Source organism: Streptomyces sp. NPDC057697, from assembly GCF_042799335.1.
In the GTDB taxonomy this organism is placed as follows: domain Bacteria; phylum Actinomycetota; class Actinomycetes; order Streptomycetales; family Streptomycetaceae; genus Streptomyces.
In genome coordinates, this window is the sequence record NZ_JBHVJA010000006.1 from 120,589 (window position 1) to 144,497 (window position 23,909).

Genomic DNA, 23,909 nt, shown 5'->3' on the forward strand with positions numbered 1-23,909 from the left:
GGCCGCGGGCCGACGCTGGATGTATGACTCATGTCCAGCTGTCCGCCCACGTCCCCGCGCTCTGGGCGGCGGCCTACGGCCCGCACCACGCGCCCGCCGTACGGTTCGCCGCCCGGTGCCTGCTGCGGGTCCGGGCCTTCGCCCGTGACCTGGCACTGGCCGACCATGTGGGATCCGGCGGCTACTGAGCGACGGACGGGCCGGGCCGAAACCGTTGGTGGCGCCGGAGCGCGCCCGGTTAGCATCCGACGATGCACACGGCCGCCGACGAAGAGTTCCACCAGGTCACCGGGCCGGCCGCGACGGCGCGGCCCGGCGGGTTCCCGGACGCACGGGACCGCTCACCGCGGGAGCTGGGGCGGCTGATCCGGCTGGAGGACCCCGCGCTCTGCCGACTGGGCCTCGTCCTGCTCACCGAGCGCATCACCCGCTGCCCCCCGCCCGGCGACCGGGAGGCGGCCGAACTCGCCGCGCTGCTGCCCGCGTCGCTGACGGGACACCCGGAGGCGGACCTCCTCCTGGCCGAACTCCACGAACGGCTCGGCCCCCGCCTGAAGGGCCGCCCCCTGCCGCCGTGGCGCACGGCCGGGCAGCTGCCGGTGTCGGTACGGATCGCCTGGCTGCGCGCCGATGTGCTCCGCGACCCGGCCGTGCTCCGCACCGAGGAACCCGGCGAACTCCTCTACCAGGCGGTGCGCGGCACGGACATCGCCGCGGCGCACCGCCCGGCGCTGCTCGTGGACGAGCTGGCGGCCGGTGGCGATCCGGTGCTCCAGGCCGAGGCGGTACGGCTCGCCCGGCAGGGACTGCACAGCGGACTGCTGGCCCCGGCGCCGGTCCGGAAGGCCCTGATCGGGCTGCTGGGGTCCGGCAGTGCCCGCGTCGTCGCCGAGGCCCTGGGCGAACTCGCCGAACCATGGGCGGCGACGGACCCACTGCCGCCCGGTCTCCTCGCCCCGTTCCTCTCGGCCGGTCCGGCCGTCCCCGATCCCGGCGCCGCCCCGCCCCGGGAGCGGCCCGAGGTGGCCTACGCCGCCCTCGCGGCCGCCGCCCGCCACGGCCACCGGGACCTGCTGTGCCGGGCCGTGGCGGACCCCGGCCTCCCGCCCGGCCTCCGCAGGCGCGGGATGGAGCTCTTCGGCGACCTGGCCGACCGCGACGACATCGGCGCGCTGACGGCCGTCGCCGCGCGCGACCCCCTGCTGCTCGGCGGCCCGGCCGTGGCCTGCCTGCGCGGTCTCCACCGGCGCGGGCACTTCCCGTCCGGCCCGGACGTCCCCGCCGTCGTCGCCCTGGCCCTGGCCGACCACTCGATCGCCCCCCGCGACGTGGCGACCGTCCTGTTCACCTCCCGCGAGGAGACGCTCCGGACGCTCGCCGACGCACCGGCCGACGATCCGGGCTGGCCGCGCCGGCTCGCCCTGCTGGTCGCCCTGGCCGGACAGGGGCCCGGCGACCTCCCGATCGGGGACGCGATCGCACGGCTGCTCCCCGCCGCCCCTGCACCCGGACCGTTCCTCGACGCGATCCGCGAACTGCGCCACGAGAACGCCGAGGAGGCCGTGATCGCCCTGCTGCCCTCGGTACCGGCCGAGGCCCTGGACACCCTGGAGGCGATCGGCGGCGACCGGACCGTACGGGCCCTGCGCGAGGGGCTCGGCCTCACCAAGGAGCCGGACTCCGCCACGGAGGGCACGGCGCCCCACCTGCGCGCCGTACGGCACCGCGCCCTCGAACTGCTCTGGCAGCTCAACCGTGATCCCGAGCAACGCCGTGCCCTTCTCGTGCGGCTCGACCCCCTCGACCTGCCGCCGCGCGTCGCGGCCGACCTCGGCGCCCCGGACGGACGGGAACTGGCCCTGCTCCGGTCCCATCTGGACCCGGACGATCCGCAGGCGGCGCTGTGCCGGCTGGCGGCCCACGGCGACGCGGGCACCCTCCCGGCCATCGCCGATCTGCTGCTGCGCGTCGTGGCCGGGCAGGCCGCGCTGCGGGAGCCGGGCGCGGCGCCCCGGACGGGGGAACACGGGCAGCCGGCCGGTGAACCCGCGGTGCCGCAGGAGGTCCTGGACGCCGTGGGCGCCCTGGGCCGCCGGCTCCACGCGCGCGGCGCGATCCGGCCGGTCTGTCTGCTCGGCGCCGCGGGCCCGGAGGAGGCCGGGCACGCGCTGGTCGCGACCCTGGCACTGGACCTGCTGGACCGCCCGGGGCTGTCCGACGACGAGCAGGTGGTCCTGCTCGAACTGCTGCTCAGGGCCCCCTGGTCGGGCACCCGGGCGCGGGTGCACCGGCTGTCGCGCCACCGGAACCGGCATGTGCGCAAGCACGCCATCGCCCTGCTCGCCCGCGATGCCACGGGCGAGGACGCCCAGGCGCTGTCGGCGACACTGATCGCGCTGACCCGGGCCCGGGACGTCCAGACCGTCCGGCAGGCGCTGCTGGCGCTGGGTCATGCCCGCGCCCACTGGGCGGCCGCCGCGATCGCCGCCTGCCTCGACCACCCCAACATGAACATCAGGAAGACGGCGGCGGACGCACTGGCCCGCGCGGGCGCCCCGGCCGCGCTCCCGGCGCTGCTGCGCCGGTTCGGGCACGAGGGCAACCCGGCGCTGCGCGAGAAGACCGGCACGGCCCTGCGTGCCGTCCTCGGCGACGCCTACGCGGCCACTCTCGTCGCCGCCGCCGAGCACAGCCGGGACGACGAGACCCGCGGGCGGCTGCTGCGCGGCCTCGGCGGGGCCCTCACCGCACGGGCGGTCCTGGCACTGGACGAGCAGGCTTCCCCGGTGGCGGCGCCCCTGCTCTCCCTGGTGGCGTCCGGCCTGGTCGGACTGGCCTCCGGCACGGTGGCCGATCTGGCCGCGCCGCTGGCCCGCCACGGGATCACCGTACGGGCCGCCGGAGAACCGTCACCGGCGGGGGAGACGGACCACGACGTCCGGGCCCTGGTGGCCCACGGATGGAACCCGGAGACCGCGCTGCGGATCGTCGAACGGGACGAGCCGCTCGGTCCCGGCCGGGCGGCAGAGCTGCGCCCGATGCTCTCCGACTGGCTCCGCCTCGCCGACACCGGTCAGGCGGGCGACGGGGCACCCCTCGTCGGTGCCTCCCGCGGCCGGGCGCTCCGCCACCGGGTGCTGCGGTTCGCGCTGCGGATCTGCCCCGGACCCCGGGACGACGCCGAGCTCGGGGCATTCGCCCGGTCCGCGCCGCTCCTGCTGGACGCGCTCGTCGACGCCCGGGACGAGGAACGGCACGACCTGATCGCCGTGCTCGAAGCGGTCGCGCCGCTGCTGACGGCCACCGCGAGACCGGCCGCCGTCGCCGCGGTACGGGCACTGCGCCCCGCACCGGCCACACCAGGCCGGTCCACGCTGACGCTGCTGCGCCGCCTCGGCGCGGTCCTGGTCCGCGCCGACCTCGACCGGGCCCTGGCCGGAGCCCGGCTCGGCGCCGACCCCTGGCGGGCCGAGACCGCCGTGCTCCGGGAGGCGTTCGCCGTGCCGGAGACCGCCGCCGCCCCCGTATCCGCCGGGACCCGGGCCTGGCGGGCCGCGCTGGACGAAGCGGTCCGCGCCCCCGGCGCCTGGGCGGAGTTCCACGGCCTCGACGACGGATCGGTCCCCTCGCGGGACCGGCTGGCCGCCCTGATCGAGGCCCACCGGGACGCCGACCCCCGGGTGCGCTCCGCGCTGCTCGACCGGATGACGCTGCTCCAGCCCCTCGACGCGCCGCCCTGGACCATCGCCGAGACCGCCCGGACGCCGACGGCACCCCCGCGGCGGGCACACGACGGCGATCTCGACCAGCCCCGTTCGGCGGCCCTGCGCGAGCGGCTGCTCACCATGCTGGGGTCGGCCGCCGACGACCGCAGGCGGACCGCCGCCCTGGCACTGGCGCACTGGCCCGAACCGGAAGCCCGGCAGGCGGTGCTGGGCGCGTACCTGCGCGGCCGGGTCGATCTGCGCGTCGACACCGGTCCGGCCCGCGCACTGGGCGCGTTCGACGAGACGGAGCTGCGCGGCGAGGACATCCTGCGCGACCGGGTCGCGCTGGTGGCCGCCCGGCTCGGCCCGGGGGAGCTGGCACGCCTGGTCCCGCTGCTGCTGGAGTGGTGGGAACACGCCCCGCCCGCCGTGGGCCCGGCCATCCGAGACGCGCTGGGCGCGTACCCCGCCGACGCGCTGGCCCGAGCCCTGGCCGACCGTCTCGACGCCGGGGCCTGGGGCTTCCTGGACCTGCTCGTCGGCCGCCCGCTGCTGCGCACCCCCGCCCTGACCCGGATCCGCCGACGCCTGCGGGCCGAAGGACGCGACGAGTCGGCGGACCGGCTGCTGCTCGTCGAGGGCCCGCTGCGCGGCCCGGACGCCGTACGGGAGGACGCGCGGACACTGGCGGCGCTCCGCGACCGGCAACCGGCCGCACCCGCCGGAGCCGGGCGCCCGGCCCGCCGGGAGCTGCTGGAATTGGCGGGGACCGGCACCCCGGAACAGATCTGCCGGGCGCTCACGGAGCTGGCCGCCGCGCACACGGGCCCGGAACCGGACGACGATCCGCAACTCCTGGACCTGCTCGGCGCGTTGCTCACCCACCCCCGGACCAAGGTCCGTCTGGGCGCCCACCGCGCCTCACGCGCGATGCTCGACCGCCGGACCCATCTGAGCCATACCGAACTCCTGCTGGACGACCCCCGGCAGGACGTGGTGCGCATGGCGGTCCACACGCTCTGCCGGGCGGGCTGGCGGCCCGCGGTCCCCGCCGTGACGGGACTGCTCGGTCACCCGCACGCCATCGTGCGCGAGGCGGCCGCCGAGGGACTGGTCACCCTGGCCGGGGCGGCGGTACCCGCCTTGCGCCACGCCGCCGCCCACGCCCGCCCGGACCGGCGGTCCCGGTACACGGACGTGCTCGACCGGATCCGGGCCGACGCGGACGGGCCGGGCGACGGCATGGCGCGGGGCGGGGCGAACGACGGAGAGGGCTGACGGGGCGGGTGAAGCACGGGCCTGACGGGCCGGGTGACGCAGAGGAGTGATGGGGCGGGTGACGACGGGGCCGACGGCCGGGGTTCACCAGAGCAGGCCCGCCGAGGAGTGCTCCGTACGGGCCGTGAACGCCCCGCCCCGCCCGCCCCGCTGCTGCGCCGCTCGTCCGGGCAGTCGCCCGGACACGCCGGCGCGCCGCTCGTCCGGGCAGATGCCCGGCCACGCCGGTGCGCCCCCTCCGGACGGGCGCCCGGCCCCGTCTACAGGTACCGCTTGATCTCCCGCCGGGCCAGCGACCGCTGGTGCACCTCGTCCGGGCCGTCCGCCAGGCGCAACGTCCGGGCCGCCGCCCACAGTTCGGCCAGCGGGAAGTCCTGGCCGACACCGCCCGCGCCATGCAGCTGCACCGCCTGGTCGAGGATGCCGACCACCGCGCGCGGGGTGGCGATCTTGATGGACTGGATCTCCGTGTGCGCCCCCCGGTTGCCCACCGTGTCCATCAGCCACGCGGTCTTCAGCACCAGCAGCCGCAACTGCTCCACCGTGACCCGGGCGTCCGCGATCCAGTTCTGCACGACGCCCTGCTGGGCGAGCGGCTTGCCGAAGGCCGTACGGGACACCGCCCGCCTGCACATCAGCTCGATCGCCCGCTCGGCCATGCCGATCAGCCGCATGCAGTGGTGGATCCGGCCCGGTCCCAGCCGTGCCTGGGCGATGGCGAAGCCGCCGCCCTCCTCGCCGATCAGATTTCCGGCCGGCACCCGCACATCGGTGAGGACGACCTCCGCGTGACCGCCGTGGTAGTGGTCCTCGTACCCGTACACCCGCATGGCGCGGCGCACTTCGAGGCCGGGGGTGTCGCGGGGGACCAGGATCATCGACTGCTGGCGGCGGATGTCCGAGCCGTCGGGGTCGGTCTTGCCCATCACGATGAAGATCTCGCAGTCCGGGTTCATCGCCCCGGAGATGTACCACTTGCGGCCGTTGAGGACGTAGTCCCCGCCGTCGCGCACGATCCGCGTCTCGATGTTCGTCGCGTCCGACGAGGCCACCTCGGGTTCCGTCATCGCGAAGGCCGAGCGGATCGTACCGGCGAGCAGCGGCTCCAGCCACCGCTTCTTCTGCTCGTCGGTGCCGAACTGATGGAGCACCTCCATGTTCCCGGTGTCCGGGGCCGCGCAGTTGAGCGCGGTCGGCGCCAACTGCGGGGAGCGGCCGGTGATCTCGGCGAGCGGGGCGTACTGGAGGTTGGTCAGCCCGGCCCCGTGCTCCGCGTCGGGCAGGAAGAGGTTCCACAGGCCCTGCCTGCGCGCCTCCGCCTTCAGGTCCTCGACGATCCGCGGGGTGTCCCACGGGGAGGCCAGCAGGGCGCGCTGCTCGTCCGCGGTCTTCTCGGCCGGGTGGACGTGCTCGTCCATGAAGGCGAGCAGCCTGCCGCGCAGTTCCTCGGTGCGGGCGTCGAATGCGAAGTCCATGGGGGTGATCAGCCTTCCTGGAGGGTGGTGAGGCCGTGCTCGATGAAGACGGGGACGAGATCGCCGATGCGGTCGAAACCGGCGCCGACGGTCTGGCCCAGGGTGTAGCGGTAGTGGATGCCCTCCAGGATCACGGCGAGCTTGAACCAGGCGAACGCCGTGTACCAGGAGAGGGCGGAGGTGTCCCGGCCCGAGCGGGCGGCGTAGCGCTCGATCAGTTCGGCGGGGGAGGGGTGGCCCGGCGCGCCGCTGGTGGTGGAGACCGGCGAATCGGCCAGGCCGAGGTCGGAGCTGTACATCACCAGCAGACCGAGGTCGGTCAGCGGGTCGCCGAGCGTCGACATCTCCCAGTCGAGGACGGCCCTGATCCGGTCGTCGGCACCGATCAGGACGTTGTCCAGCCGGTAGTCGCCGTGCACCACGGTGGGCGCGGGCGAGACGGGCAGCGCACGCCCCAGCGCGGTGTGCAGTGCGTCGATTCCCGGCAGTTCGCGGTTGCGCGAGGCGTCCAGCTGCTTGCCCCAGCGGCGCAGCTGGCGGTCGAGGAAGCCCTCGGGGCGCCCGAAGTCGCCGAGCCCGACGGCCGCCGGATCCACGGCGTGCAGGGCGACGAGGGTGTCGACGAGCCCGAGGACCGCCTCCCGGGTGCGCGCGGCCCCCAGCGGGGCGAGCTGTTCGGCGGTGCGGTACGGGGTGCCCTCGACGTACTCCATGACGTAGAAGGGCGACCCGGTCACCGAGTCGTCCTCGCAGAGCAGCACCGGTTCGGGCACCGGGACGGCCGTCGGGTGCAGGGCGCTGATCACCCGGTGCTCGCGGCCCATGTCGTGCGCGGTGGCCAGCACATGACCCAGCGGGGGCCTGCGGACCACCCAGCGGCCGGTGCCGTCGGTGACGACGTACGTCAGGTTCGACCGGCCGCCCTCGATCAGCCGGGCTTCGAGCGGCCCGCTCACCAGACCCGGCCGCTCGCGGTCGAGATGCCCGCGCAGCCGGTCGAGGTCGAGGCCTGGCGGGGGGACGGGGCTCATCGTGCGCACCTCCGGGAATGAGAGACGGTCGGAAGCCATCATGCCGACCAGTCGGTATGTCGTCCAGTGCGTGTCCCGTATCCATCGGGCGGCCGGTGCCCGGATTCTCCGGGCGGACCTGTCCGGGGGCGGGGCGGGGCCGCGCCCGCGCTCGGCGCGGACTTCGGCGGGACTCTCCCGGACTTGGCCCGTAGTCTGGCATTCAGTCGTATCCCTGAATATGGTTCACGTATGAATACAGCGCTGCTGATCGACGAAGTCCGGTTGACCCCGATCCTGATAGCGGACCCGCCCCTGCTCAACACGCAGGGCGTCCACCAGCCCTACACCCCCCGGCTCATCGTGGAGGTCGTCACCCGGGGCGGAGTCACCGGAATCGGCGAGACGTACGGCGACGGCAAGTACCTCGAACTCGCCCGCCCCCTCGCCACCGCGCTCACCGGACGCCCGGTCAGCGATCTGAACGGTCTCTTCGCTCTGGCCGACGAGGTGTGCGGCGATTCCCGCGCGGCCGACGACCGGGTCGACGCGGGCGGACTGCGCGGCGTCCAGACCGCCGACAAGCTCCGGCTCTCCGTCGTCTCCGGCTTCGAGGTCGCCTGCCTGGACGCCCTGGGCAAGTCCCTCGGCCTCCCCGTGCACGCCCTGCTGGGCGGCAAGGTCCGCGACAGCGTCGAGTACAGCGCCTACCTCTTCTACCGCTGGGCCGCCCACCCCGAGGGCGGCGAGCAGGACGACTGGGGCGCCGCCCTCGACCCGGCCGGTGTCGTCGCCCAGGCGCGCCGGTTCGCCCGCGCGTACGGCTTCTCCTCCTTCAAGCTCAAGGGCGGCGTCTTCGAACCCGACCGGGAGATCGCCGCGATCCGCGCCCTGGCCGAGGAGTTCCCCGGGCAGCCGCTGCGTCTGGACCCCAACGGCGCCTGGTCCGTGGAGACCTCGCTGTACGTCGCCGAGCAGCTGAAGGACGTACTCGAATACCTGGAGGACCCGGCGAGCGGCACGGACCTGATGGCCGCCGTCGCCGCGGGCACCGGGGTGCCGCTCGCCACCAACATGTGCGTGACCACCCTCGCCGAGGTGCCGGAGGCCTTCGCCCGCGGCGCCGTGCAGGTCGTCCTGTCCGACCACCACTACTGGGGCGGGCTGCACCGCACGCGTGAGCTGGCCGGGATCTGCCGCACCTTCGGCGTCGGGCTCTCCATGCACTCCAACACCCACCTCGGCATCAGCCTGGCCGCGATGACCCATGTCGCGGCCACCGTTCCCAACCTCGACTACGCCTGCGACAGCCACTACCCCTGGCAGACCGAGGACGTCATCACCGCCCGCCACGTCTTCGAGGACGGCCGGCTCACGGTGTCCGACGCACCCGGGCTCGGGGTCGAACTCGACCGCGAGCGCCTGGCCGCACTGCACCGGCGCTGGCTCGACGACGACGGCACCATGCGCGAGCGCGACGACGCCGCCGCGATGCGCAAGGCCGAGCCGGGGTGGGAGACGCCGACGATCCCGCGCTGGTGACGGGCCCGCCGCCCGGGACGCACCGGCCTGACTTGCGGGGACCCCGGCCCGCACCGATGGTCGGTGCATGAAGGCGATCAGCTACAGCGCGTACGGCGGGGCGGACGTCCTGGAGTACGGCGAGCGGCCCGACCCCAAGGTCGGCCCGGACAGCGTCCTGGTGAAGGTGCGGGCCGCGGCCGTCAACCCGGTCGACTGGAAGGCCCGCGAGGGCCACCTCGACGCCGCCCTGGACGCCGTGTTCCCGGTGATCCCCGGCTGGGACGTGTCCGGCGTCGTCGTGCAGCCCGGCGCGGCCGTCGACGAGTTCGCGGTCGGCGACGAGGTCATCGGCTACGTCCGGGAGGACTTCCTCAGCCGCGGCACCTTCGCCGAGTACGTCGCCGCGCCGGTGCGCACCCTCGCCCGCAAACCGCTGAGCCTGAGCTTCGAGGAGGCGGCGGGCCTCCCGCTGGCCGGACTGACCGCCTACCAGGTCCTGCACCGCACCCTGGGGATCCGCGAGGGCGAGACGGTCCTCGTCCACGCGGCGGCCGGCGGGGTGGGCTCGTTCGCCGTCCAGCTCGCCCGGCACACCGGTGCCCGCGTCATCGGCACCGCGAGCGAGCGCAACCACGACCATGTCCGGCAACTCGGCGGCGAGCCGGTGGCGTACGGGGACGGCCTCGCCGACCGGCTGCGGGACCTGGCCCCGGACGGCTTCGACGCCGCGTTCGACACCGTCGGCGGGGAGACGCTCCGCATCTCCGCCGACGTGCTGAAGCCCGGCGGCCGACTGGCCTCCATCGCGGACGGCGAGGTACTGGCGTACGGCGGCCGCTACGCCTATGTGCGCCCGGACGCGACCGACCTCACCCGGCTGGCCGAACTGGCCGAGCAGGGCATCGTCTCGGTCCATGTGGAACAGGTCTTCCCGCTGGAGCGGGCGGCGGACGCCCACCGGCTGAGCGAGCGGGGGCGCACCCGCGGAAAGATCGTCGTCACCGTCCCCTGGGAGGTCCCGGACATCCGCGACGACAACGACTGACGCTCCGAGCCGCCCCGCCCGGACACGCGCCCGCGCATCGCCCCCGCCCGGACCGGGCGCGCGGCGGCGACTCCCCGCTGACCGCTGCCCGTTCGCGGGCGCGCCCGCGAACGCCGTTCAGAACAGCATGGCCGCGGCGCACACCGCGAGTGCGGCCGTGCAGGCAGCCGCGGTCAGCGCACCGCGCGGCGAGAGCGGTCGCGGCCGCGCGGTGCCCATCCCGGCCACCCGCAGATGCGCCACCCGCAGAAAACCCAGCCAGGCCAGCGCGCTCAGCGACAGCGCCACGATCGCGGCCGGACCCGCCCCGCCGTGCAGCGCCTGCCTGACCGCCAGCAGCGTCACCACCGTGCAGGACAGCGTCGTACGCCGCCAGGCCAGCCGGGTCCGCTCGGGCTGGAGTCCGGGATCGCGCTCCGGGGCGGTCACGCGCCCTCCCAGCCGAAGAGGACCACCACCACCATCGCCACGGCGACGACCCCGACGGCCAGACCGAGCAGCGTCGGGAACCGTGAGACCGGCAGGTCCTCGCCGCGCCGCATCGCCCGTTCGCACCGCACCCAGTGGTTGACCGCCCGCAGCGCGCACAGCACACCGGCCGCCAGCAGGGCGAGCGCCAGACCGGCCCGTATGCCCCAGGCCAGCTCCGGCAGGAACTGGTCGACCGCGAAGCCGCCGCCGATCAGGGCCAGAGCCGTCCGGATCCAGGCGAGGAAGGTGCGCTCGTTGGCGAGCGAGAACCGGTAGTCGGGGGTGTCGCCCTCGTCGCGGATGCGCTGCGGCGCGAACCACAGCCGCAGGCCCTGTACGAATTCGTTCACGTGTGAACCTTATCTGCCGCTTCGCAGGCGCCCGCCGTCCGGGCTCAGGAGACCGTCCCGGCCGCCCGGAGGGCGCACAGCCTCCGGTACGCCTCCAGGCCGTCCGGCACCCACTCCCAGTCGTCGATCCGCCGGGCCAGCTCGCCGTCGGTGAGGAAGGTGTGCCAGGCGACCTCCTCCACCTGGGGGTCCACCGGCAGCTCGCACCGTACCCGGTAGACGTACGACCACCAGGAGTGCCCGGCGCCCTCGTAGAGGAACTTGAAGAGCGGTTCCGGCCGGGGGAGCCCGGACACCCCGAGCTCCTCCTCGGCCTCCCGCAGCGCCGCCTCGTCGTACGACTCACCGGCGCCGACCACCCCGCCGACGAACATGTCGTAGCGGGACGGGAAGACCAGCTTGCCCGGGGTCCTGCGGTGGACGAAGAGCCGCCCCTCCGCGTCCCTGGCCTCGATGAAGACGCAGCGATGGCGAAGGCCCCGCGCGGTCGCCTCACCGCGCGGGGCCTGCCCCACGACCACGTCGTGCTCGTCGACGACGTCCAGGATCTCGTCAGAAGGAGTCATGCTCCTCATCCAACATCAGTCCGTCGCGCGGCGATCACCGCCCTGTGACCGTGCCGTGACGGGGACGGTCACTGACCCATGACGTACTTGACGGTCGGACCCGTGGTCCAGCCGCCGTCCACGGCCAGCTCGGCACCGGTGATGTACGAGGCGGCGTCCGAGAGCAGGAAGGCGACCGCCTCCGCGATCTCCGGGGCCTCGCCGACCCGGCCCATCGGGGTGTTCGGGTAGTTGCCCTCGCCCTGCTGGATGCCGACGGAGGCGGTCATCGGCGTGTAGACCATGCCCGGGTGCACCGAGTTCACCCGGATCCTCGCCGTGCCGAGCTCCACCGCGCCGACCTTCGTCAGCCCGCGCACGCCCCACTTCGAGGCGCCGTAGCTGGAGGTCAGGGCGAGGCCCATCAGACCGGCGGCCGAGGAGATGTTGACGATCGAACCGCCACCGTTCTCCTTCATCACCGGGATCACCGTCTTCATGCCGATGAAGACCGCCGTCAGGTTGATGTCGATGACCTTGCGGAAGTGCTCGACCGTCTCGGTCTCCAGCGGCTGACCGGTCGACACCCCGGCGTTGTTGACCAGGCCGTCTATCCGCCCGAACTCGGCGAGGGCGAACTCCGCGACGCGCTGCCAGTCCTCCTCGGAGGTCACGTCGTGGTGCACGAAGCGGGCGTTCTCCCCCAGCTCCGCGGCGGTGGCGGCGCCCTCCTCGTCGAGCACGTCGGTGATCACCACACGGGCGCCGCCCGCCACCGCGAGGCGGGCGGCCTCGGCGCCCAGGCCCCGGGCGCCGCCGGTGATGACGACGGTCTTGTCGGTGAGGTTGCTCTTGTCGGTCATGTCGCTTCCTTCATGTGGTGCAGGTGGCAAGTGGTGCGGGTGGTGCATCGTGCGGGTGGTGCGTGGCGCGGTGGCCGGGTGACGCACATGGTCACGCGCCGCCCGGTACGGGGGCGTGCAGGAACGCGGTGGTGGTCTCGACGAGATCGGCGAGGAAGAGCTCGTCGCCGGTCAGTGGTTCGGTGCCGACGAGACGCTGGCGGGCCCGGTCGGCCAGCGCCGCGCCGATCAGGGTGAGCGCCAGGTCCATGCGCTCCAGGCGCACCGGACCGGGCAGGCTGCCCAGGCAGTCACCGACACGGGCTATCAGCCGCCCGTAGTGGGTGCCGTCCAGGACCGGGTGCAGCCGGCCGGTCCGCAGCCCGGTCTCATGACTGAGCCGGGCCGAGATCCGCAGACAGCGGCGGCCGCGGTCGTCGGCGAGCAGGCTCGCCTCGGCCGTCACCAGCGCGGTGAGCAGCTCCCGTACGCCGCAGTCCGCGCCCAGCGCGTCGAGCAGCGGGGCTATCACCCGTTCCGTACGGGCCTGGCGGCCCTCCATCACGGCGTCGAGCAGCCCGGCACGGGAACCGAAGTGGTACTGGACCGCGGAGGGGTTGCTCTGCCCGGCGAGCCGGACGATGTCGCGCAGCTGGGCGCCGTCCGGGCCCTGCGCGGCGAAGACCTCCTCGGCCGCGCGGATCAGCTTGTCCCTGGTTTCCTGTCCGGACGTTCGCGCCATGCGGCCACTGTAATGCTGGCCATTATTAAAAACCAGTGCGGGTGGCCGGAGGCGGTGGACGGCCGTTCAGTTCGGCTGGAGGCTCTTCTCGCGGCGCCCGCCCACCGGCCCCTCCGGCATCGCCGGATGCAGCCCGAGCAGCACGATCCCGACGACGATCGCCGCGAGACCGGCCGCCTGCCAGGCCAGTGCGCCGGTGTCGGTGCGCAGCCGGTCACCGAGGAAGCCGACGCCGCAGGCGATCCCGGCCAGTGGCTGGGAGGCGGTCAGCGGGGGCAGCGAGACGCGGAGCGGGCCGGTCTCGAACGCGCTCTGCACCAGCAGCAGCCCCGTCACGCCCAGCACCACCACCGCGTACGGCTGCCACCCCGTCACCAGCGTCGTCCACCCGCCACCGGACAGCCGCTGGCCGCTGACCCGGGTGAGCGCGTCCTGGAGTCCGTACAGCAGCCCGGCCGCCACCGCGAGCAGCGCGGGGGCGGCCGTCGAACGGGAGCGTTTGGCGATGGTGGTCAGCAGCAGTGCGATGCCCACGACCACGCCGATCACCAGCCAGTGCCGCAGCGGACTGGTCACCGCCGCACCGCCCTGCGGCCGGCCCGCCAGCAGGAAGGCGGCGACCCCGCCGGCCAGCAGCCAGAGCCCGGACCAGCCCTGACGGCCGAGCCGCTGCCCGGTGCGATGGCGCGACAGGGCCATCGCGAAGAGCAGATTGGTCGCGAGGAGGGGTTCGACGACGGACACCTCGCCCTTGCCCAGGGCCAGGGCGCCCAGCACCATGCCGCAGACCATCAGCCCGATCCCGGCCAGCCAGCTCCGCACCTTCATCAGGTCCAGCAGCAGGCGGGGCGAGAGATAGTCGCTCCTCGGGGCGTGCGAGGCGGCGGCCTGCTGCAGGACGAAACCGAATCCCAGGCAGCAGGCGGCACTCACGGCGAGCACGAGGACCAGCACCGACACGCTTCTACCTCGAGTCAGGCCAGAAGTGGGTGATTTGTATCGACGATAGCGCCTGCGTCCCACGGGTGCGGCCGGAGTGCGGCCGACCGGGCGGTTGACGTCGCAGCGGCCGGTGCAGAAGATCTGACGCACGAGTAACTTCCGGCTCCGGAGACGGCTCCCGGCCCTCGCGGGGCCCGGCCCGGAGAGGGACCGCGGCCGCGACCGGATCGCCCCGACAAGGATGGAACCCATGGCGTACGACGCTGATGTGATCGTGATCGGGGCCGGTCTCGCCGGTCTGGTGGCCACCGCCGAACTGGTGGACGCGGGCCGCTCGGTGATCCTGCTCGACCAGGAGCCCGAGCAGTCCCTCGGCGGCCAGGCGCACTGGTCCTTCGGGGGCCTCTTCTTCGTCGACTCGCCCGAGCAGCGCCGCATGCGGGTGAAGGACAGCCATGAGCTGGCCCTCCAGGACTGGCTCGGCACGGCCGGCTTCGACCGCGAGGAGGACCACTGGCCCCGCAAGTGGGCCGAGGCGTACGTCGATTTCGCGGCCGGTGAGAAGCGCTCCTGGCTGCACGCCCAGGGGCTGCGGATCTTCCCGGTCGTCGGCTGGGCCGAGCGCGGCGGCTACGACGCGACCGGCCACGGCAACTCCGTACCCCGCTTCCACATCACCTGGGGCACCGGCCCCGGCATCGTCGCCCCCTTCGAGCGCCGGGTCCGCGCGGGCGTCGCCAAGGGGCTCGTGACCTTCCGGTTCCGCCACCGGGTCACCGGCCTCGGCCGCACCGCCGGCGTCGTCGACACGGTCACCGGCGAGGTGCTGGAACCGAGCGCCGCCGCCCGGGGCACGGCGAGCAGCCGCAGGGCGACCGGCACCTTCGAGCTGCGGGCCCAGGCGGTGATCGTCACCTCCGGCGGCATCGGCGGCAACCACGACCTGGTGCGCAAGCAGTGGCCCGCCCGGCTCGGCACCCCGCCCGCGAAGATGCTCTCCGGCGTCCCCGCCCATGTCGACGGGCTCATGCTCGGCATCGCCGAGGAGGCGGGCGCCCACCACATCAACCGCGACCGGATGTGGCACTACACCGAGGGCATCGAGAACTGGAACCCGATCTGGGCCGCCCACGGCATCCGGATCCTGCCCGGACCGTCCTCGCTCTGGTTCGATGCCCGCGGCAAGCGGCTGCCGGTCCCGCTCTTCCCGGGCTTCGACACCCTCGGCACCCTCGAACACATCATGAGGTCCGGCCACGACCACACCTGGTTCGTCCTGGACCGGAGGATCATCGGCAAGGAGTTCGCGCTCTCCGGCTCCGAGCAGAACCCGGATCTGACCGGCAAGTCCATCCGCGACGTGATCGGCCGGGCGCGGGCCGACGTACCGGCGCCGGTGAAGGCGTTCATGGACAACGGGGCGGACTTCGTCGTCGAGAACGACCTCGCCGCGCTCGTCCGGGGCATGAACGCGCTCACCGGGGAGGCGCTGATCGACGAGGCCGAACTGCGCCGCGAGATCACCGCACGCGACCGCGAGATCGCCAACCCGTTCACCAAGGACCTCCAGATCACCGCGATCCACGGGGCCCGCGCCTACCTCGGTGACAAGCTGATCCGAACGGCCGCCCCGCACCGCATCCTCGACCCCAAGGCCGGCCCGCTGATCGCCGTACGGCTGAACATCCTGACCCGCAAGTCGCTCGGCGGACTGGAGACCGACCTGTCCTCCCGCGTGCTGACCGCGGACGGCGCCCCCCTGGCCGGTGTGTACGCGGCGGGGGAGGCGGCCGGTTTCGGCGGCGGCGGGGTGCATGGCTACCGCTCGCTGGAGGGGACCTTCCTCGGCGGCTGCATATTCTCCGGCCGGGCGGCGGGCCGGGCGGCGGCGAAGGCGGTCGGGTAGAAGCGCGTTCCCTGTGGGCGGGGCCGGACCGTTCCTCCGGCCGGGCGGTGGGCGGCCGGGCGGTGGTCCGGGACGGGCCGGACCGCGCGGGCGGCGGGCGTCCGGCCCGGCCCGATGTCCTCACCGATGCCGTTCCCCGTGCGCCACGGCCGAGATCGAGCGGGACCGCCCCCGCCGCGGGACGTGGAACGGCGGCGACGGCTCCTCGGGGCTGCGCGCCACTCCCACCACTCTTCGCTTCGCGACTCCTCGCGACTCCTCGCGACTCCTCGCGACTCCTCGCGACTCCTCGTCACTCCTCGCGACGCGGTCGATCGGCGCCGGGAGCCCGCGGGGACCGCTCGGTCCACGCGGAACCGGCCGAATCCGCGCCTCCGGTTTCCGCCGCGGCCAATTTCGTACATTCCCTGACGGTGCGGGACGTACCCATGCCCCGAAGCGGGTGGCTACCGTCATTTGGCGATCTCAATCGTGTTGATCATCACGCCATGCTCACCGAACGTATGAGCTAGCGTTCCGATGCGTGATCAACAACGCCTCGCCCTCCTCCGACCAGGCAGCTTCGACCGTCGCGGCGCTGACGCGGGTGCTCTTCGGTGATCGGCTGGAAGAGTTCCACGAGCCCTGGCGCAAGCTGTTCAGTACCGAGCCGTTCCGCTTCAGGGAGGGGCTGTCGCCCGATGAGCGGGCGGCGCTGTCCTACGCCCGTTTACACCTGATCAACGACGCGCTCGACGACCCCGAGGACTTCGTGGCCGACACGGAGCGGCTCGCGGCACTCCACGAGTGGGTCGGTCCGGTGGACGCGGGGCTGGGCACGGTGGCGAGCATCCACTACAACCTCTTCCTGGGCAGCCTCGTCGACCACGCGTCGGGTCCGGACCGTGATCTGCGGGAGTTCGCGGATCTGCGGCGTACGGGGACGTTCCTGTGCACGGAGGCCGGGCACGGCAACAGCGCCTCGCAGTTGGAGACCACCGCCACGTACGACCGGGCGGCGGGGGAGTTCGTGCTCCACACGCCCAGTGCGGCGGCACGCAAGTTCATGCCGAACACCAGCTCGGTGGGCGGACCCAAGTCCGCCGTCGTCGCCGCCCGCCTCATCACGGACGGCACGGACCAGGGCGTCTTCCTCTTCCTCACCCCGCTCAGCGACGAGGCCGGGCGCCCCCTGCCAGGAGTCGGGATACGCAGGCTGCCGCAGACCGCCACCGCCTCCGTCGACCACTGCGTCACCTCCTTCGACCACGTCCGGCTGCCCCACGGGGCACTCCTTCAGTCCGACCACGGGCGCCTCACACCGGAAGGCGAATTCACCAGTTCCATCGGCAGCCCCCGCAAGCGCTTCCTGGGCTCCATCGGCCGGGTCACCGAGGGCAAGCACTGCATGAGCGCGTACAGCCTCGGGGTCATGCGCCACGCGGTCGGCGTGGCCGTACGGCACGCCCATACGCGGCGGACCTCGGGTGTGTCGGCCCGCGGCGAGGTCCCGCTGTTCGCCCACCGCAGCCACCACGCCCCCCTCGTCGACGCCATCGCGACCTCCTACGCCGCCACCCTCCTGCATCGCTCCGCGGTACGTCAGTGGGCACGGGCGTCGGAGTCGGAGCGGGAGGACGGCGAGCGCCTCGCGGCCATCGCCAAGGGCTGGATCACCTGGCGGGCCCGCGCCGTCATGACCGAGTGCCGCGAACGCTGCGGTGCCCAGGGGCTCTTCCTGGCCAATGGAATCGCCGGCCAGCTGGCGGCCAACGAGGGCACGATCACGGCCGAGGGCGACAACCTTGTCATCTGGGTCAAGGCCGCGGGCGAGATGCTTCTCGGGCACTTCGCTCCGAAGGAACCCCGGACGGCTCCGGCCGGTGAGGGCGACCTCGGCGACCCGGTCTTCCTCCAGGACCTGCTGGCGGACATCGAACGCGTCTGGCACCAGCGCGCGCGTACCCGTCTGCGCAGCCGGACGGCCGGTGACCCCCTCAGCCGGTGGAACGCCACCGTCACACCTGCCCTGGAACTGGTCGACGCCCATGCGCACGGCCGGGCCGCCCAGGCCCTTCTGGACGCGGCCACCCGGGCCGCCGATCCGGAGGCGCGGCGTCAGCTCGGGCTGCTGCACCGGTTGTTCGCCCTGCGCCGGGTGGCGGCGCACAGCGGAGACCTGCTCGCGGAGGGACGTCTGACGGGTGACCAGGTGCGGTCGCTGCCGGACGTGACCGAGGGCGTCGTCGCGGAGCTCGTACCCCATGCCATGACGCTCACGAAGGGATTCGCCCTGGCGGACGAGGTCTTCCTCGACCACCCCATCAACCGTGCCGAGGGCTTGGAGAGCGGCCTGGTGCCCGCGTGAGCGCCGTCGGCCCGGCCACCGGCCGGACGACGGCACTTCGAAGCCAGGCCCTAGCGGTCCTCCGCCCCCGTGACGGGGTCCAGCGGCTCGACGACCCGGAACCGTTCGGCGACGACCATGGTGTCGTCGTCCACGGTGAACCCCGGGTCGCCGAGCGCCTCCCGCATCTCCTCGCCGTGCCAGAACCTCTCGTGCGCCGCGCGCCACTCGGCGACCGAGGTGTGGCCCTCGCCCTCGTCGATCGCGTGCTGGAGGTCGACATCGCCGAGGCGCAGCACCCGTACCTCCGTCAGCTCCAGCACCGCGGTCTCCCGGCCGTCCGAGTCGATCAGCGCGGACCGCTCGCCCACCGGAGGCAGCTCTTCCCGCTCCGCCTCGTACTCCGCGAGCAGCCCGGTCGTCGAGACCTTCGTACCGGCGAGCACCGCCCCCACCAACCGGTCGCGCAAGGGGCCCGGGTAGGCGAGCAGGAAGGGCTTGAGGGGTTCATGGTTCGACATGGCGCCAAGTCTGACATGTCCGCCGGTCTCGGACCCGGCCCCGGGGCCCACCCGGCGTCGTCAACTGCGCCGCGTACGAGCGGAGTTGGCGGCGGTACCGGTCATGGGCGCGAGGGCCGGAAACAGGGCGGGGGCGCCCGCCCGGCCCGGAGGCACGCCGTGGCGTGCGCGCCGGGTCGGACGGGCGCCCCCGGGCACGGTCGCAGCTCGCGCTGTGGGGGGAGGACCGTGCGGGCGGCAGGTCGCCGGGGCGGGCCCGAGGGCCCGGGTGCGGGTGGCGAAAGCCCCGTCCGTCCTCCGGGAGGACGGCGTCGCTTTCGCCACCCGCCCTAGACGACCAGCGAAAGCAGCAGGATGAAGGCCAGCGAGACCACGGAGATGAGGGTCTCCATCACCGACCAGGTCTTCACCGTCTGGCCGACGTCCATGCCGAAGTACTCCTTCACCAGCCAGAAACCGGCGTCGTTGACATGGCTGAAGAAGAGCGAGCCCGCGCCGACGGCGAGAACCAGCAGGGCGGCGTGGGACGTCGACATGTCGGCGGCCAGCGGGGCGACCAGACCGGCCGCCGAGATCGTGGCCACGGTCGCCGAACCGGTCGCGAGCCGGATCGCCACGGCGATCAGCCAGCCCAGCAGCAGCGCCGGGATCGACCAGTCCTTGGAGAAGTCCAGGATCATCTGGCCCACTCCGGCGTCGATGAGGGTCTGCTTGAAACCGCCGCCCGCGCCCACGATCAGCAGCACACCGGCGATCGGGGCCAGGGACTTCTCGACGGTGGTGGAGAGCCGGCCCTTGGAGAACCCGGCGGCCCGGCCCAGCGTGAACATGCCGACTATCACGGCCGCGAGGAGCGCGATCAGCGGCGAGCCGATCACATCGGTGATCTTCTGGAGGCCCTGTTCCGGATCGTCCACGACGATGTCGACCAGCGCCTTGATCAGCATCAGCACGACCGGCAGCAGAATCGTCGCCAGGGTGGCGCCGAAGCCGGGACGGCGGTCGAGTTCCTCCGAGGGGCGCTGCGGAATCATCTTCTCCGGAGCCTCGATGTCCACCCAGCGCGCGGCGTAGCGGGAGAAGACCGGCCCCGCGATGATCACGGTCGGGATCGCGACCAGCACACCCAGCGCCAGCGTGACGCCGAGATTGGCGCCGAGGGCGTCGATCGCCACCAGCGGGCCGGGGTGCGGCGGAATCAGACCGTGCATCACGGAGAGACCGGCCAGTGCCGGGATCCCGATCCGCATCAGGGAGAAGTTGCCGCGCTTGGCGACCAGCAGCACCACCGGGATCAGCAGCACGATGCCGACCTCGAAGAAGAGCGGCAGACCGATGATCGAGGCGATCAGGACCATCGCCCACGGCATGGAGCGCCTGCTCGCCCTGGCGAGGATGGTGTCGACGATCTGGTCCGCGCCACCGGAGTCGGCGAGCAGCTTGCCGAGGATCGCGCCGAGCGCGATGAGCACACCCACACCCGCGACGGTCGAGCCGAGACCGGCGGTGAAGCTGGCGATCGTCCTGGCCGGGGCGGCCCCCGCGAACGAGCCGAGCGCCAGCGAGCCGATGGTCAGCGCGAGGAACGCGTGCATCTTGAACTTGGTGATGAGCAGAACGATGACGGCGATGCCCGCCAGGACGGCGATACCCAACTGCGCGTTGCCGGCCGAGGTGATCGGTTCGACGGCGTCCGCTGCCAACATCTCGACGCTGAGACTGGTCACGGTGGTGATCCTTAGTTTCCGAGCCGGCGCAACGCGGCGACGGCTCGCTGGGTGATTTCTTCGGGGGTGCCGGACACGTCGACCGAGACACCGGCCTCGTCCTCCTGCAACGGCTGCAGGGTGGCGAACTGCGAGTCGAGCAGCGCGGTGGGCATGAAGTGCCCCTTGCGCTCCGCCATGCGCGCCTCGATCAGCGCACGGTCGCCGGTCAGATGGAGGAAGACCGCGCCGGGGGCCTCGGCGCGCAGCCGGTCCCGGTAGGCGCGCTTGAGCGCCGAGCTGCTCACCACTCCGCCGAGCCCGGCCCGGCCGTGCGCCCACTGGCCGATCGCGTCGAGCCAGGGCCACCGGTCGGAGTCGTCCAGCGGGACGCCGGCCGACATCTTGGCGATGTTCGCCGCAGGATGGAAGTCATCGCCCTCTGCGTACGGAACGCCGAGTCCGGCGGCGAGCAGGGGGCCGATCGTGGTCTTGCCGGTCCCTGCTACGCCCATCACCACGACGACGTGGGGGGTGCTCATTGGTGGTGCCTCGCAGTCTTCTTCGATGTCTTCCTCGACATCGGTCCGTCGCGCTACTGAAACCCATACGTACGACTTATTCAAGATGCTGTGACGTAAACGTCGTACTTTTTGTTCCTGAGGGGTGCCCCGTAGGCTGTGCTCATGACCACACAGGGCCCCGGGCTGCATACACATGTGCTGGACACCCTGGGTCTGGAGATCGCCGCCGGGGAGCACCGGCCGGGACAGGTCCTGCGCACCGACGAACTGGCCCAGCGCTTCGACGTCTCACGCACCGTCGTCCGCGAAGTGATCCGCGTCCTGGAGTCCATGCACCTGGTCGAGTCCCGGCGCCGGGTCGGGGTGACCGTCCGGCCCACCGAGGCGTGGAACGTCTACGACCCGCAGGTCATCCGCTGGCGGCTGGCCGGCGCCGACCGCCCGCGCCAGCTGCGCTCGCTGACCGTGCTGCGTTCGGCGATCGAGCCCGTGGCGGCCGGACTCGCCGCCCGCAACGCCACCCCGGAGCAGTGCGCCGCCCTCACCGAGTGCGCGCTCGGCATGGTCGCGACCTCGCGCGGCCAGCAGCTGGAGGGCTATCTGGAACACGACATCGCGTTCCACCGGATCGTGCTCAATGCCTCCGGCAACGAGATGTTCGCCCGGCTCGGCGATGTCGTCGCCGAGGTCCTGGCGGGCCGTACCCACCACCAGGTGATGTTCGAGGACCCGGACCCGGCCGCGGTCACCCTCCATGTCCGCCTCGCCGAGGCGGTCCGCGAGGGCGACGCCGTGGAGGCGGAGCGGCTGACGAAGGAGATCGCGGTGGGCGCCCTGCACGAGCTGGACGTCCTCGCGCCCTGACCCCGTACCGCCGCACAGCTCCCCCCGCCGCGCGGCCGCACCGGGTCCTGCGGACGTACGCGGGCGGCGGGCCGGTCCACGAGGCCCGAGCCGCGCGGCGGCCCCCGCGGAACGATCCCGCGGGGGCCGCCGGTCGTCCCGGTCGCCGGGGGTCAGCCGACGTGCCCGTGGTGGCCGCCGTGCCCGGCGCCGTGGTCGAACTTCATCGCCTCGGGCGGCATCACGACGAACGGCCTCATCATGCCCATGTCCTCGTGCTCCAGCAGATGGCAGTGGTACATGAACCGCCCGTACGCCCCGTCGAACGTCCCGAGCACCTTCACCAACTGCCCCGCGGGCACCCGGAAGACGTCCTTCCAGCCCCGCTCGTTCGGCGCCGTCGCGATCGTGGTGCCGTGGTCGAACGCCACGGGGGAGCGCGTACCGCCCACCGCCGGGTCGAAGCCGTCGACCTTGTACGCCTCCCGGCCCATCACCTGGAAGTCCGCCAGATGGATGTGCATCGGATGCGTGGGACCGCCCAGATTGAGGAACGACCACTGCTCGAAGGTGCCTTCGCCGACCGTGAACCCCAGACCGTCGTTGAAGGTCCGCGCGATTCTGCGGTACGTGCGCACCGTGCCGTCCTCGCCCTCGACCTGGACGACACCGTCCGAGGGCAGCTCGATCCCGGCGGCGTCCTCGACCTCCGCCATCTCCCAGATCTCCGGATGACCGCCGCCGCCGACCGTGCCCGGCGCCGTCAGCACCACCAGCCGGTGCCCGTGCTCCACCCGGCCGTGCTCGTACCGCCGGAAGGAACCGGACAGCACCTCGGGCAGCTCGAAACCGTCCCGCCGCCCCGTCTCCCGGACCCGGAACTCCATCACCTGCGGGAACGGCACGCTCGCCGCCGGGTCGGGCACCCCCGGCGGGAGCGTGCCGCGGTTGACCAGCCGGACCCGGCGGCCCGCCAGCGCCGAGAAGTCGATCAGCAGGTCCATCCGCTCGGCCGGGGCGACCGTCAGCCCCGGCAGCACCTCGTCGAAGTCCACCGGCACCGGACGCGGCAGCAGCCCGCCGTCACTGCCGATCTGCCGGACGACCCCCGGCACCGGGTTGTTCTCGTCGTCGACCAGCACCAGATCGTAGATCCGCGCGTTGGACGCGTTGACCAGCCGGAAGCGGTACCAGGCGTCGTCCACGTCCAGATGCGGCCAGATCCGCCCGTTGACCGTGGTGTACGGACCGAGGAACGGCAGCGACACCGGCTTCCCGGTCTCCGGATCGGCCTCGGAGACCACCGTCGTCTTGTGCAGCAGCCGCCCGTTCAGCCGCCCGTCCGCGTCGGTGTCCAGATTGCGGTCGGCGAGGATCAGCGGCAGCTCCCGGCCGCCGGACGGCAGACCGAGCGCGTCCTCCTCGTCGTCCCTGATCAGATAGGTGCCGACGAGCCCGGCGTACACGTTCCACCGGGTGATGTTCATGGCGTGGTCGTGGTACCACCACTGGGTGGCCTGGTGGTCGTTCGGGTACTCCGACAACTGGGCGTCGCCGAAGCCGACCGCGTTGTCCGCCCAGCCGTCGTTGCCGCCACCGGTCTGCGCGCCGTGCAGATGCGTCACCGTCCAGGCGGGCAGCGCCGCGACGTCCGCGTCCGGCTCCACGCCGTCGCGGCCGGGGCTGTTGTGCGGCGCAGGTTCGTCCGGCTCGACCGGTCCGACCTCCACCGCCGTGACCGGGTACTCACTGCCCCGGGGGATGCGGTTGGTCCAGGCGATCCTGATCCGCTCCCCGCGCCGCACCTCGATGGTCGGGCCGGGCACCATGCCGTCGTACCCCCACATCAGGGTCGGCGGCAGCTGCGCGTGCAGGCGCACCCAGGTGGGTGACAGGGCGATCTCGGTCTCGCGGAGCACGTCACCGCTCTGCGGGTGGAGCACCGGCGGGACGGGCAACGCGTCGGTGTACGGCACGAGTCCGCCGACCGGCGCGCCGAGCGCCGCCGCGCCGGGGGCCGGTCCCGGCTCGTCGGTCCGCGGTCCGGTCGTCCTCGTGGTCTCGATGATCTCGGTCAAGGCTCTTCCCCCATGATCCGTCGTTCCCCTGCTGGTGGACCACGCGACCCCTGCCCCCGCAGGTACTGACCCGG

19 protein-coding genes are annotated in these 23,909 nt (G+C 73.3%); 7 read left to right on the top strand and 12 right to left on the bottom strand.

Translation table 11 applies throughout. The annotated features are described in order from the left end of the window. Positions 1 to 23 precede the first annotated feature (23 nt). The gene (locus ACFVFH_RS18045) at positions 24 to 188 is read left to right on the top strand and encodes a hypothetical protein (protein ID WP_383769305.1); all 165 of its coding nucleotides are present in this window, start codon (positions 24 to 26) and stop codon (positions 186 to 188) included. Between the two features lie 63 nt (positions 189 to 251). Continuing rightward, entirely contained in the window at positions 252 to 4,985 is a 4,734-nt protein-coding gene (locus tag ACFVFH_RS18050) for a HEAT repeat domain-containing protein (RefSeq protein WP_383769307.1), read from the top strand. Between the two features lie 260 nt (positions 4,986 to 5,245). Here ACFVFH_RS18050 and ACFVFH_RS18055 read toward each other — a convergent pair whose 3' ends face one another. Both ACFVFH_RS18055 and ACFVFH_RS18060 read right to left on the bottom strand, forming a co-directional pair. Beyond that, positions 5,246 to 6,460: an acyl-CoA dehydrogenase family protein gene (locus ACFVFH_RS18055; protein WP_383769310.1), complete on the bottom strand. Its 1,215-nt coding sequence runs from the start codon at positions 6,458 to 6,460 to the stop codon at positions 5,246 to 5,248. Positions 6,461 to 6,468: 8 nt separating this feature from the next. Further along, entirely contained in the window at positions 6,469 to 7,491 is a 1,023-nt protein-coding gene (locus ACFVFH_RS18060; protein WP_383769313.1) for a phosphotransferase family protein, read from the bottom strand. Between the two features lie 231 nt (positions 7,492 to 7,722). Here ACFVFH_RS18060 and ACFVFH_RS18065 point away from each other — a divergent pair, with 231 nt between their 5' ends. Both ACFVFH_RS18065 and ACFVFH_RS18070 read left to right on the top strand, forming a co-directional pair. Next, positions 7,723 to 9,012, top strand: coding sequence for a glucarate dehydratase family protein (locus tag ACFVFH_RS18065; RefSeq protein ID WP_383769316.1), 1,290 nt, complete (start codon positions 7,723 to 7,725; stop codon positions 9,010 to 9,012). A 67-nt stretch (positions 9,013 to 9,079) separates the two neighbouring features. After that, positions 9,080 to 10,039 carry an NADP-dependent oxidoreductase gene (locus tag ACFVFH_RS18070; protein WP_383769319.1) on the top strand — a complete coding sequence of 320 codons (960 nt, stop codon included), beginning with the start codon at positions 9,080 to 9,082 and terminating at the stop codon, positions 10,037 to 10,039. Between the two features lie 117 nt (positions 10,040 to 10,156). Here the strand turns inward: ACFVFH_RS18070 and ACFVFH_RS18075 are convergent, their stop codons facing one another. The 6 genes from ACFVFH_RS18075 to ACFVFH_RS18100 all read right to left on the bottom strand — a co-directional run bounded on the left by ACFVFH_RS18075 (position 10,157) and on the right by ACFVFH_RS18100 (position 13,949). Then, on the bottom strand, positions 10,157 to 10,468 hold the full coding sequence (locus ACFVFH_RS18075) for a DUF202 domain-containing protein (protein ID WP_383769322.1): 312 nt from the start codon (positions 10,466 to 10,468) through the stop codon (positions 10,157 to 10,159). After that, a complete protein-coding gene (locus ACFVFH_RS18080) occupies positions 10,465 to 10,860 on the bottom strand; it encodes a YidH family protein (RefSeq protein WP_383769325.1) in 396 nt (131 codons plus the stop codon). The genes ACFVFH_RS18075 and ACFVFH_RS18080 overlap by 4 nt, the downstream gene beginning before the upstream one ends. Positions 10,861 to 10,904: 44 nt before the next feature. Further along, positions 10,905 to 11,426, bottom strand: a complete 522-nt coding sequence (locus tag ACFVFH_RS18085) for an NUDIX domain-containing protein (protein ID WP_383769328.1) — start codon at positions 11,424 to 11,426, stop codon at positions 10,905 to 10,907. A 68-nt stretch (positions 11,427 to 11,494) separates the two neighbouring features. Beyond that, positions 11,495 to 12,268, bottom strand: coding sequence for a glucose 1-dehydrogenase (locus ACFVFH_RS18090; protein WP_383769332.1), 774 nt, complete (start codon positions 12,266 to 12,268; stop codon positions 11,495 to 11,497). A 91-nt stretch (positions 12,269 to 12,359) separates the two neighbouring features. Next, positions 12,360 to 12,989, bottom strand: coding sequence for a TetR/AcrR family transcriptional regulator (locus tag ACFVFH_RS18095; protein WP_383769335.1), 630 nt, complete (start codon positions 12,987 to 12,989; stop codon positions 12,360 to 12,362). 66 nt (positions 12,990 to 13,055) lie between these two features. Then, complete coding sequence (locus ACFVFH_RS18100; protein ID WP_383769338.1) at positions 13,056 to 13,949, bottom strand: DMT family transporter; 894 nt, start codon at positions 13,947 to 13,949, stop codon at positions 13,056 to 13,058. Positions 13,950 to 14,181: 232 nt separating this feature from the next. On the opposite strand from ACFVFH_RS18100, the gene ACFVFH_RS18105 reads away from it, so the two are divergent. Both ACFVFH_RS18105 and ACFVFH_RS18110 read left to right on the top strand, forming a co-directional pair. Continuing rightward, the gene (locus tag ACFVFH_RS18105; RefSeq protein ID WP_383769341.1) at positions 14,182 to 15,837 is read left to right on the top strand and encodes an FAD-binding dehydrogenase; all 1,656 of its coding nucleotides are present in this window, start codon (positions 14,182 to 14,184) and stop codon (positions 15,835 to 15,837) included. Between the two features lie 523 nt (positions 15,838 to 16,360). After that, complete coding sequence (locus ACFVFH_RS18110) at positions 16,361 to 18,184, top strand: acyl-CoA dehydrogenase (protein WP_383769344.1); 1,824 nt, start codon at positions 16,361 to 16,363, stop codon at positions 18,182 to 18,184. 50 nt (positions 18,185 to 18,234) lie between these two features. Here the strand turns inward: ACFVFH_RS18110 and ACFVFH_RS18115 are convergent, their stop codons facing one another. The 3 genes from ACFVFH_RS18115 to ACFVFH_RS18125 form a co-directional block, all read right to left on the bottom strand. After that, positions 18,235 to 18,684, bottom strand: a complete 450-nt coding sequence (locus ACFVFH_RS18115) for an ASCH domain-containing protein (RefSeq protein ID WP_383769347.1) — start codon at positions 18,682 to 18,684, stop codon at positions 18,235 to 18,237. A gap of 329 nt (positions 18,685 to 19,013) precedes the next feature. Next, positions 19,014 to 20,411 (bottom strand): GntP family permease, encoded by a 1,398-nt coding sequence (locus ACFVFH_RS18120; protein WP_383769349.1) that lies wholly within the window; start codon positions 20,409 to 20,411, stop codon positions 19,014 to 19,016. 11 nt (positions 20,412 to 20,422) lie between these two features. Next, positions 20,423 to 20,932, bottom strand: coding sequence for a gluconokinase (locus ACFVFH_RS18125; protein WP_383769352.1), 510 nt, complete (start codon positions 20,930 to 20,932; stop codon positions 20,423 to 20,425). A gap of 144 nt (positions 20,933 to 21,076) precedes the next feature. Between ACFVFH_RS18125 and ACFVFH_RS18130 the strand changes: the two genes are divergently transcribed. Then, on the top strand, positions 21,077 to 21,778 hold the full coding sequence (locus tag ACFVFH_RS18130) for a FadR/GntR family transcriptional regulator (protein WP_383769354.1): 702 nt from the start codon (positions 21,077 to 21,079) through the stop codon (positions 21,776 to 21,778). A gap of 152 nt (positions 21,779 to 21,930) precedes the next feature. On the opposite strand, the gene phsA is transcribed toward ACFVFH_RS18130, so the two are convergent. After that, complete coding sequence (gene phsA / locus ACFVFH_RS18135) at positions 21,931 to 23,835, bottom strand: O-aminophenol oxidase PhsA (RefSeq protein WP_383769356.1); 1,905 nt, start codon at positions 23,833 to 23,835, stop codon at positions 21,931 to 21,933. Positions 23,836 to 23,909 lie beyond the last annotated feature (74 nt).

What these genes read in the sequence shown, in the direction of transcription:
- ACFVFH_RS18105 (WP_383769341.1), top strand. Translation starts at nt 14,182, where the DNA reads ATGGCGTACGACGCTGATGTGATCGTGATCGGGGCCGGTCTCGCCGGT.
- ACFVFH_RS18050 (WP_383769307.1), top strand. Translation starts at nt 252, where the DNA reads ATGCACACGGCCGCCGACGAAGAGTTCCACCAGGTCACCGGGCCGGCC.
- ACFVFH_RS18090 (WP_383769332.1), bottom strand. Translation starts at nt 12,268, where the DNA reads ATGACCGACAAGAGCAACCTCACCGACAAGACCGTCGTCATCACCGGC.
- ACFVFH_RS18055 (WP_383769310.1), bottom strand. Translation starts at nt 6,460, where the DNA reads ATGGACTTCGCATTCGACGCCCGCACCGAGGAACTGCGCGGCAGGCTG.
- ACFVFH_RS18085 (WP_383769328.1), bottom strand. Translation starts at nt 11,426, where the DNA reads ATGACTCCTTCTGACGAGATCCTGGACGTCGTCGACGAGCACGACGTG.
- ACFVFH_RS18125 (WP_383769352.1), bottom strand. Translation starts at nt 20,932, where the DNA reads ATGAGCACCCCCCACGTCGTCGTGGTGATGGGCGTAGCAGGGACCGGC.
- ACFVFH_RS18115 (WP_383769347.1), bottom strand. Translation starts at nt 18,684, where the DNA reads ATGTCGAACCATGAACCCCTCAAGCCCTTCCTGCTCGCCTACCCGGGC.
- ACFVFH_RS18065 (WP_383769316.1), top strand. Translation starts at nt 7,723, where the DNA reads ATGAATACAGCGCTGCTGATCGACGAAGTCCGGTTGACCCCGATCCTG.
- ACFVFH_RS18060 (WP_383769313.1), bottom strand. Translation starts at nt 7,491, where the DNA reads ATGAGCCCCGTCCCCCCGCCAGGCCTCGACCTCGACCGGCTGCGCGGG.
- ACFVFH_RS18070 (WP_383769319.1), top strand. Translation starts at nt 9,080, where the DNA reads ATGAAGGCGATCAGCTACAGCGCGTACGGCGGGGCGGACGTCCTGGAG.
- ACFVFH_RS18045 (WP_383769305.1), top strand. Translation starts at nt 24, where the DNA reads ATGACTCATGTCCAGCTGTCCGCCCACGTCCCCGCGCTCTGGGCGGCG.
- ACFVFH_RS18095 (WP_383769335.1), bottom strand. Translation starts at nt 12,989, where the DNA reads ATGGCGCGAACGTCCGGACAGGAAACCAGGGACAAGCTGATCCGCGCG.
- ACFVFH_RS18130 (WP_383769354.1), top strand. Translation starts at nt 21,077, where the DNA reads ATGACCACACAGGGCCCCGGGCTGCATACACATGTGCTGGACACCCTG.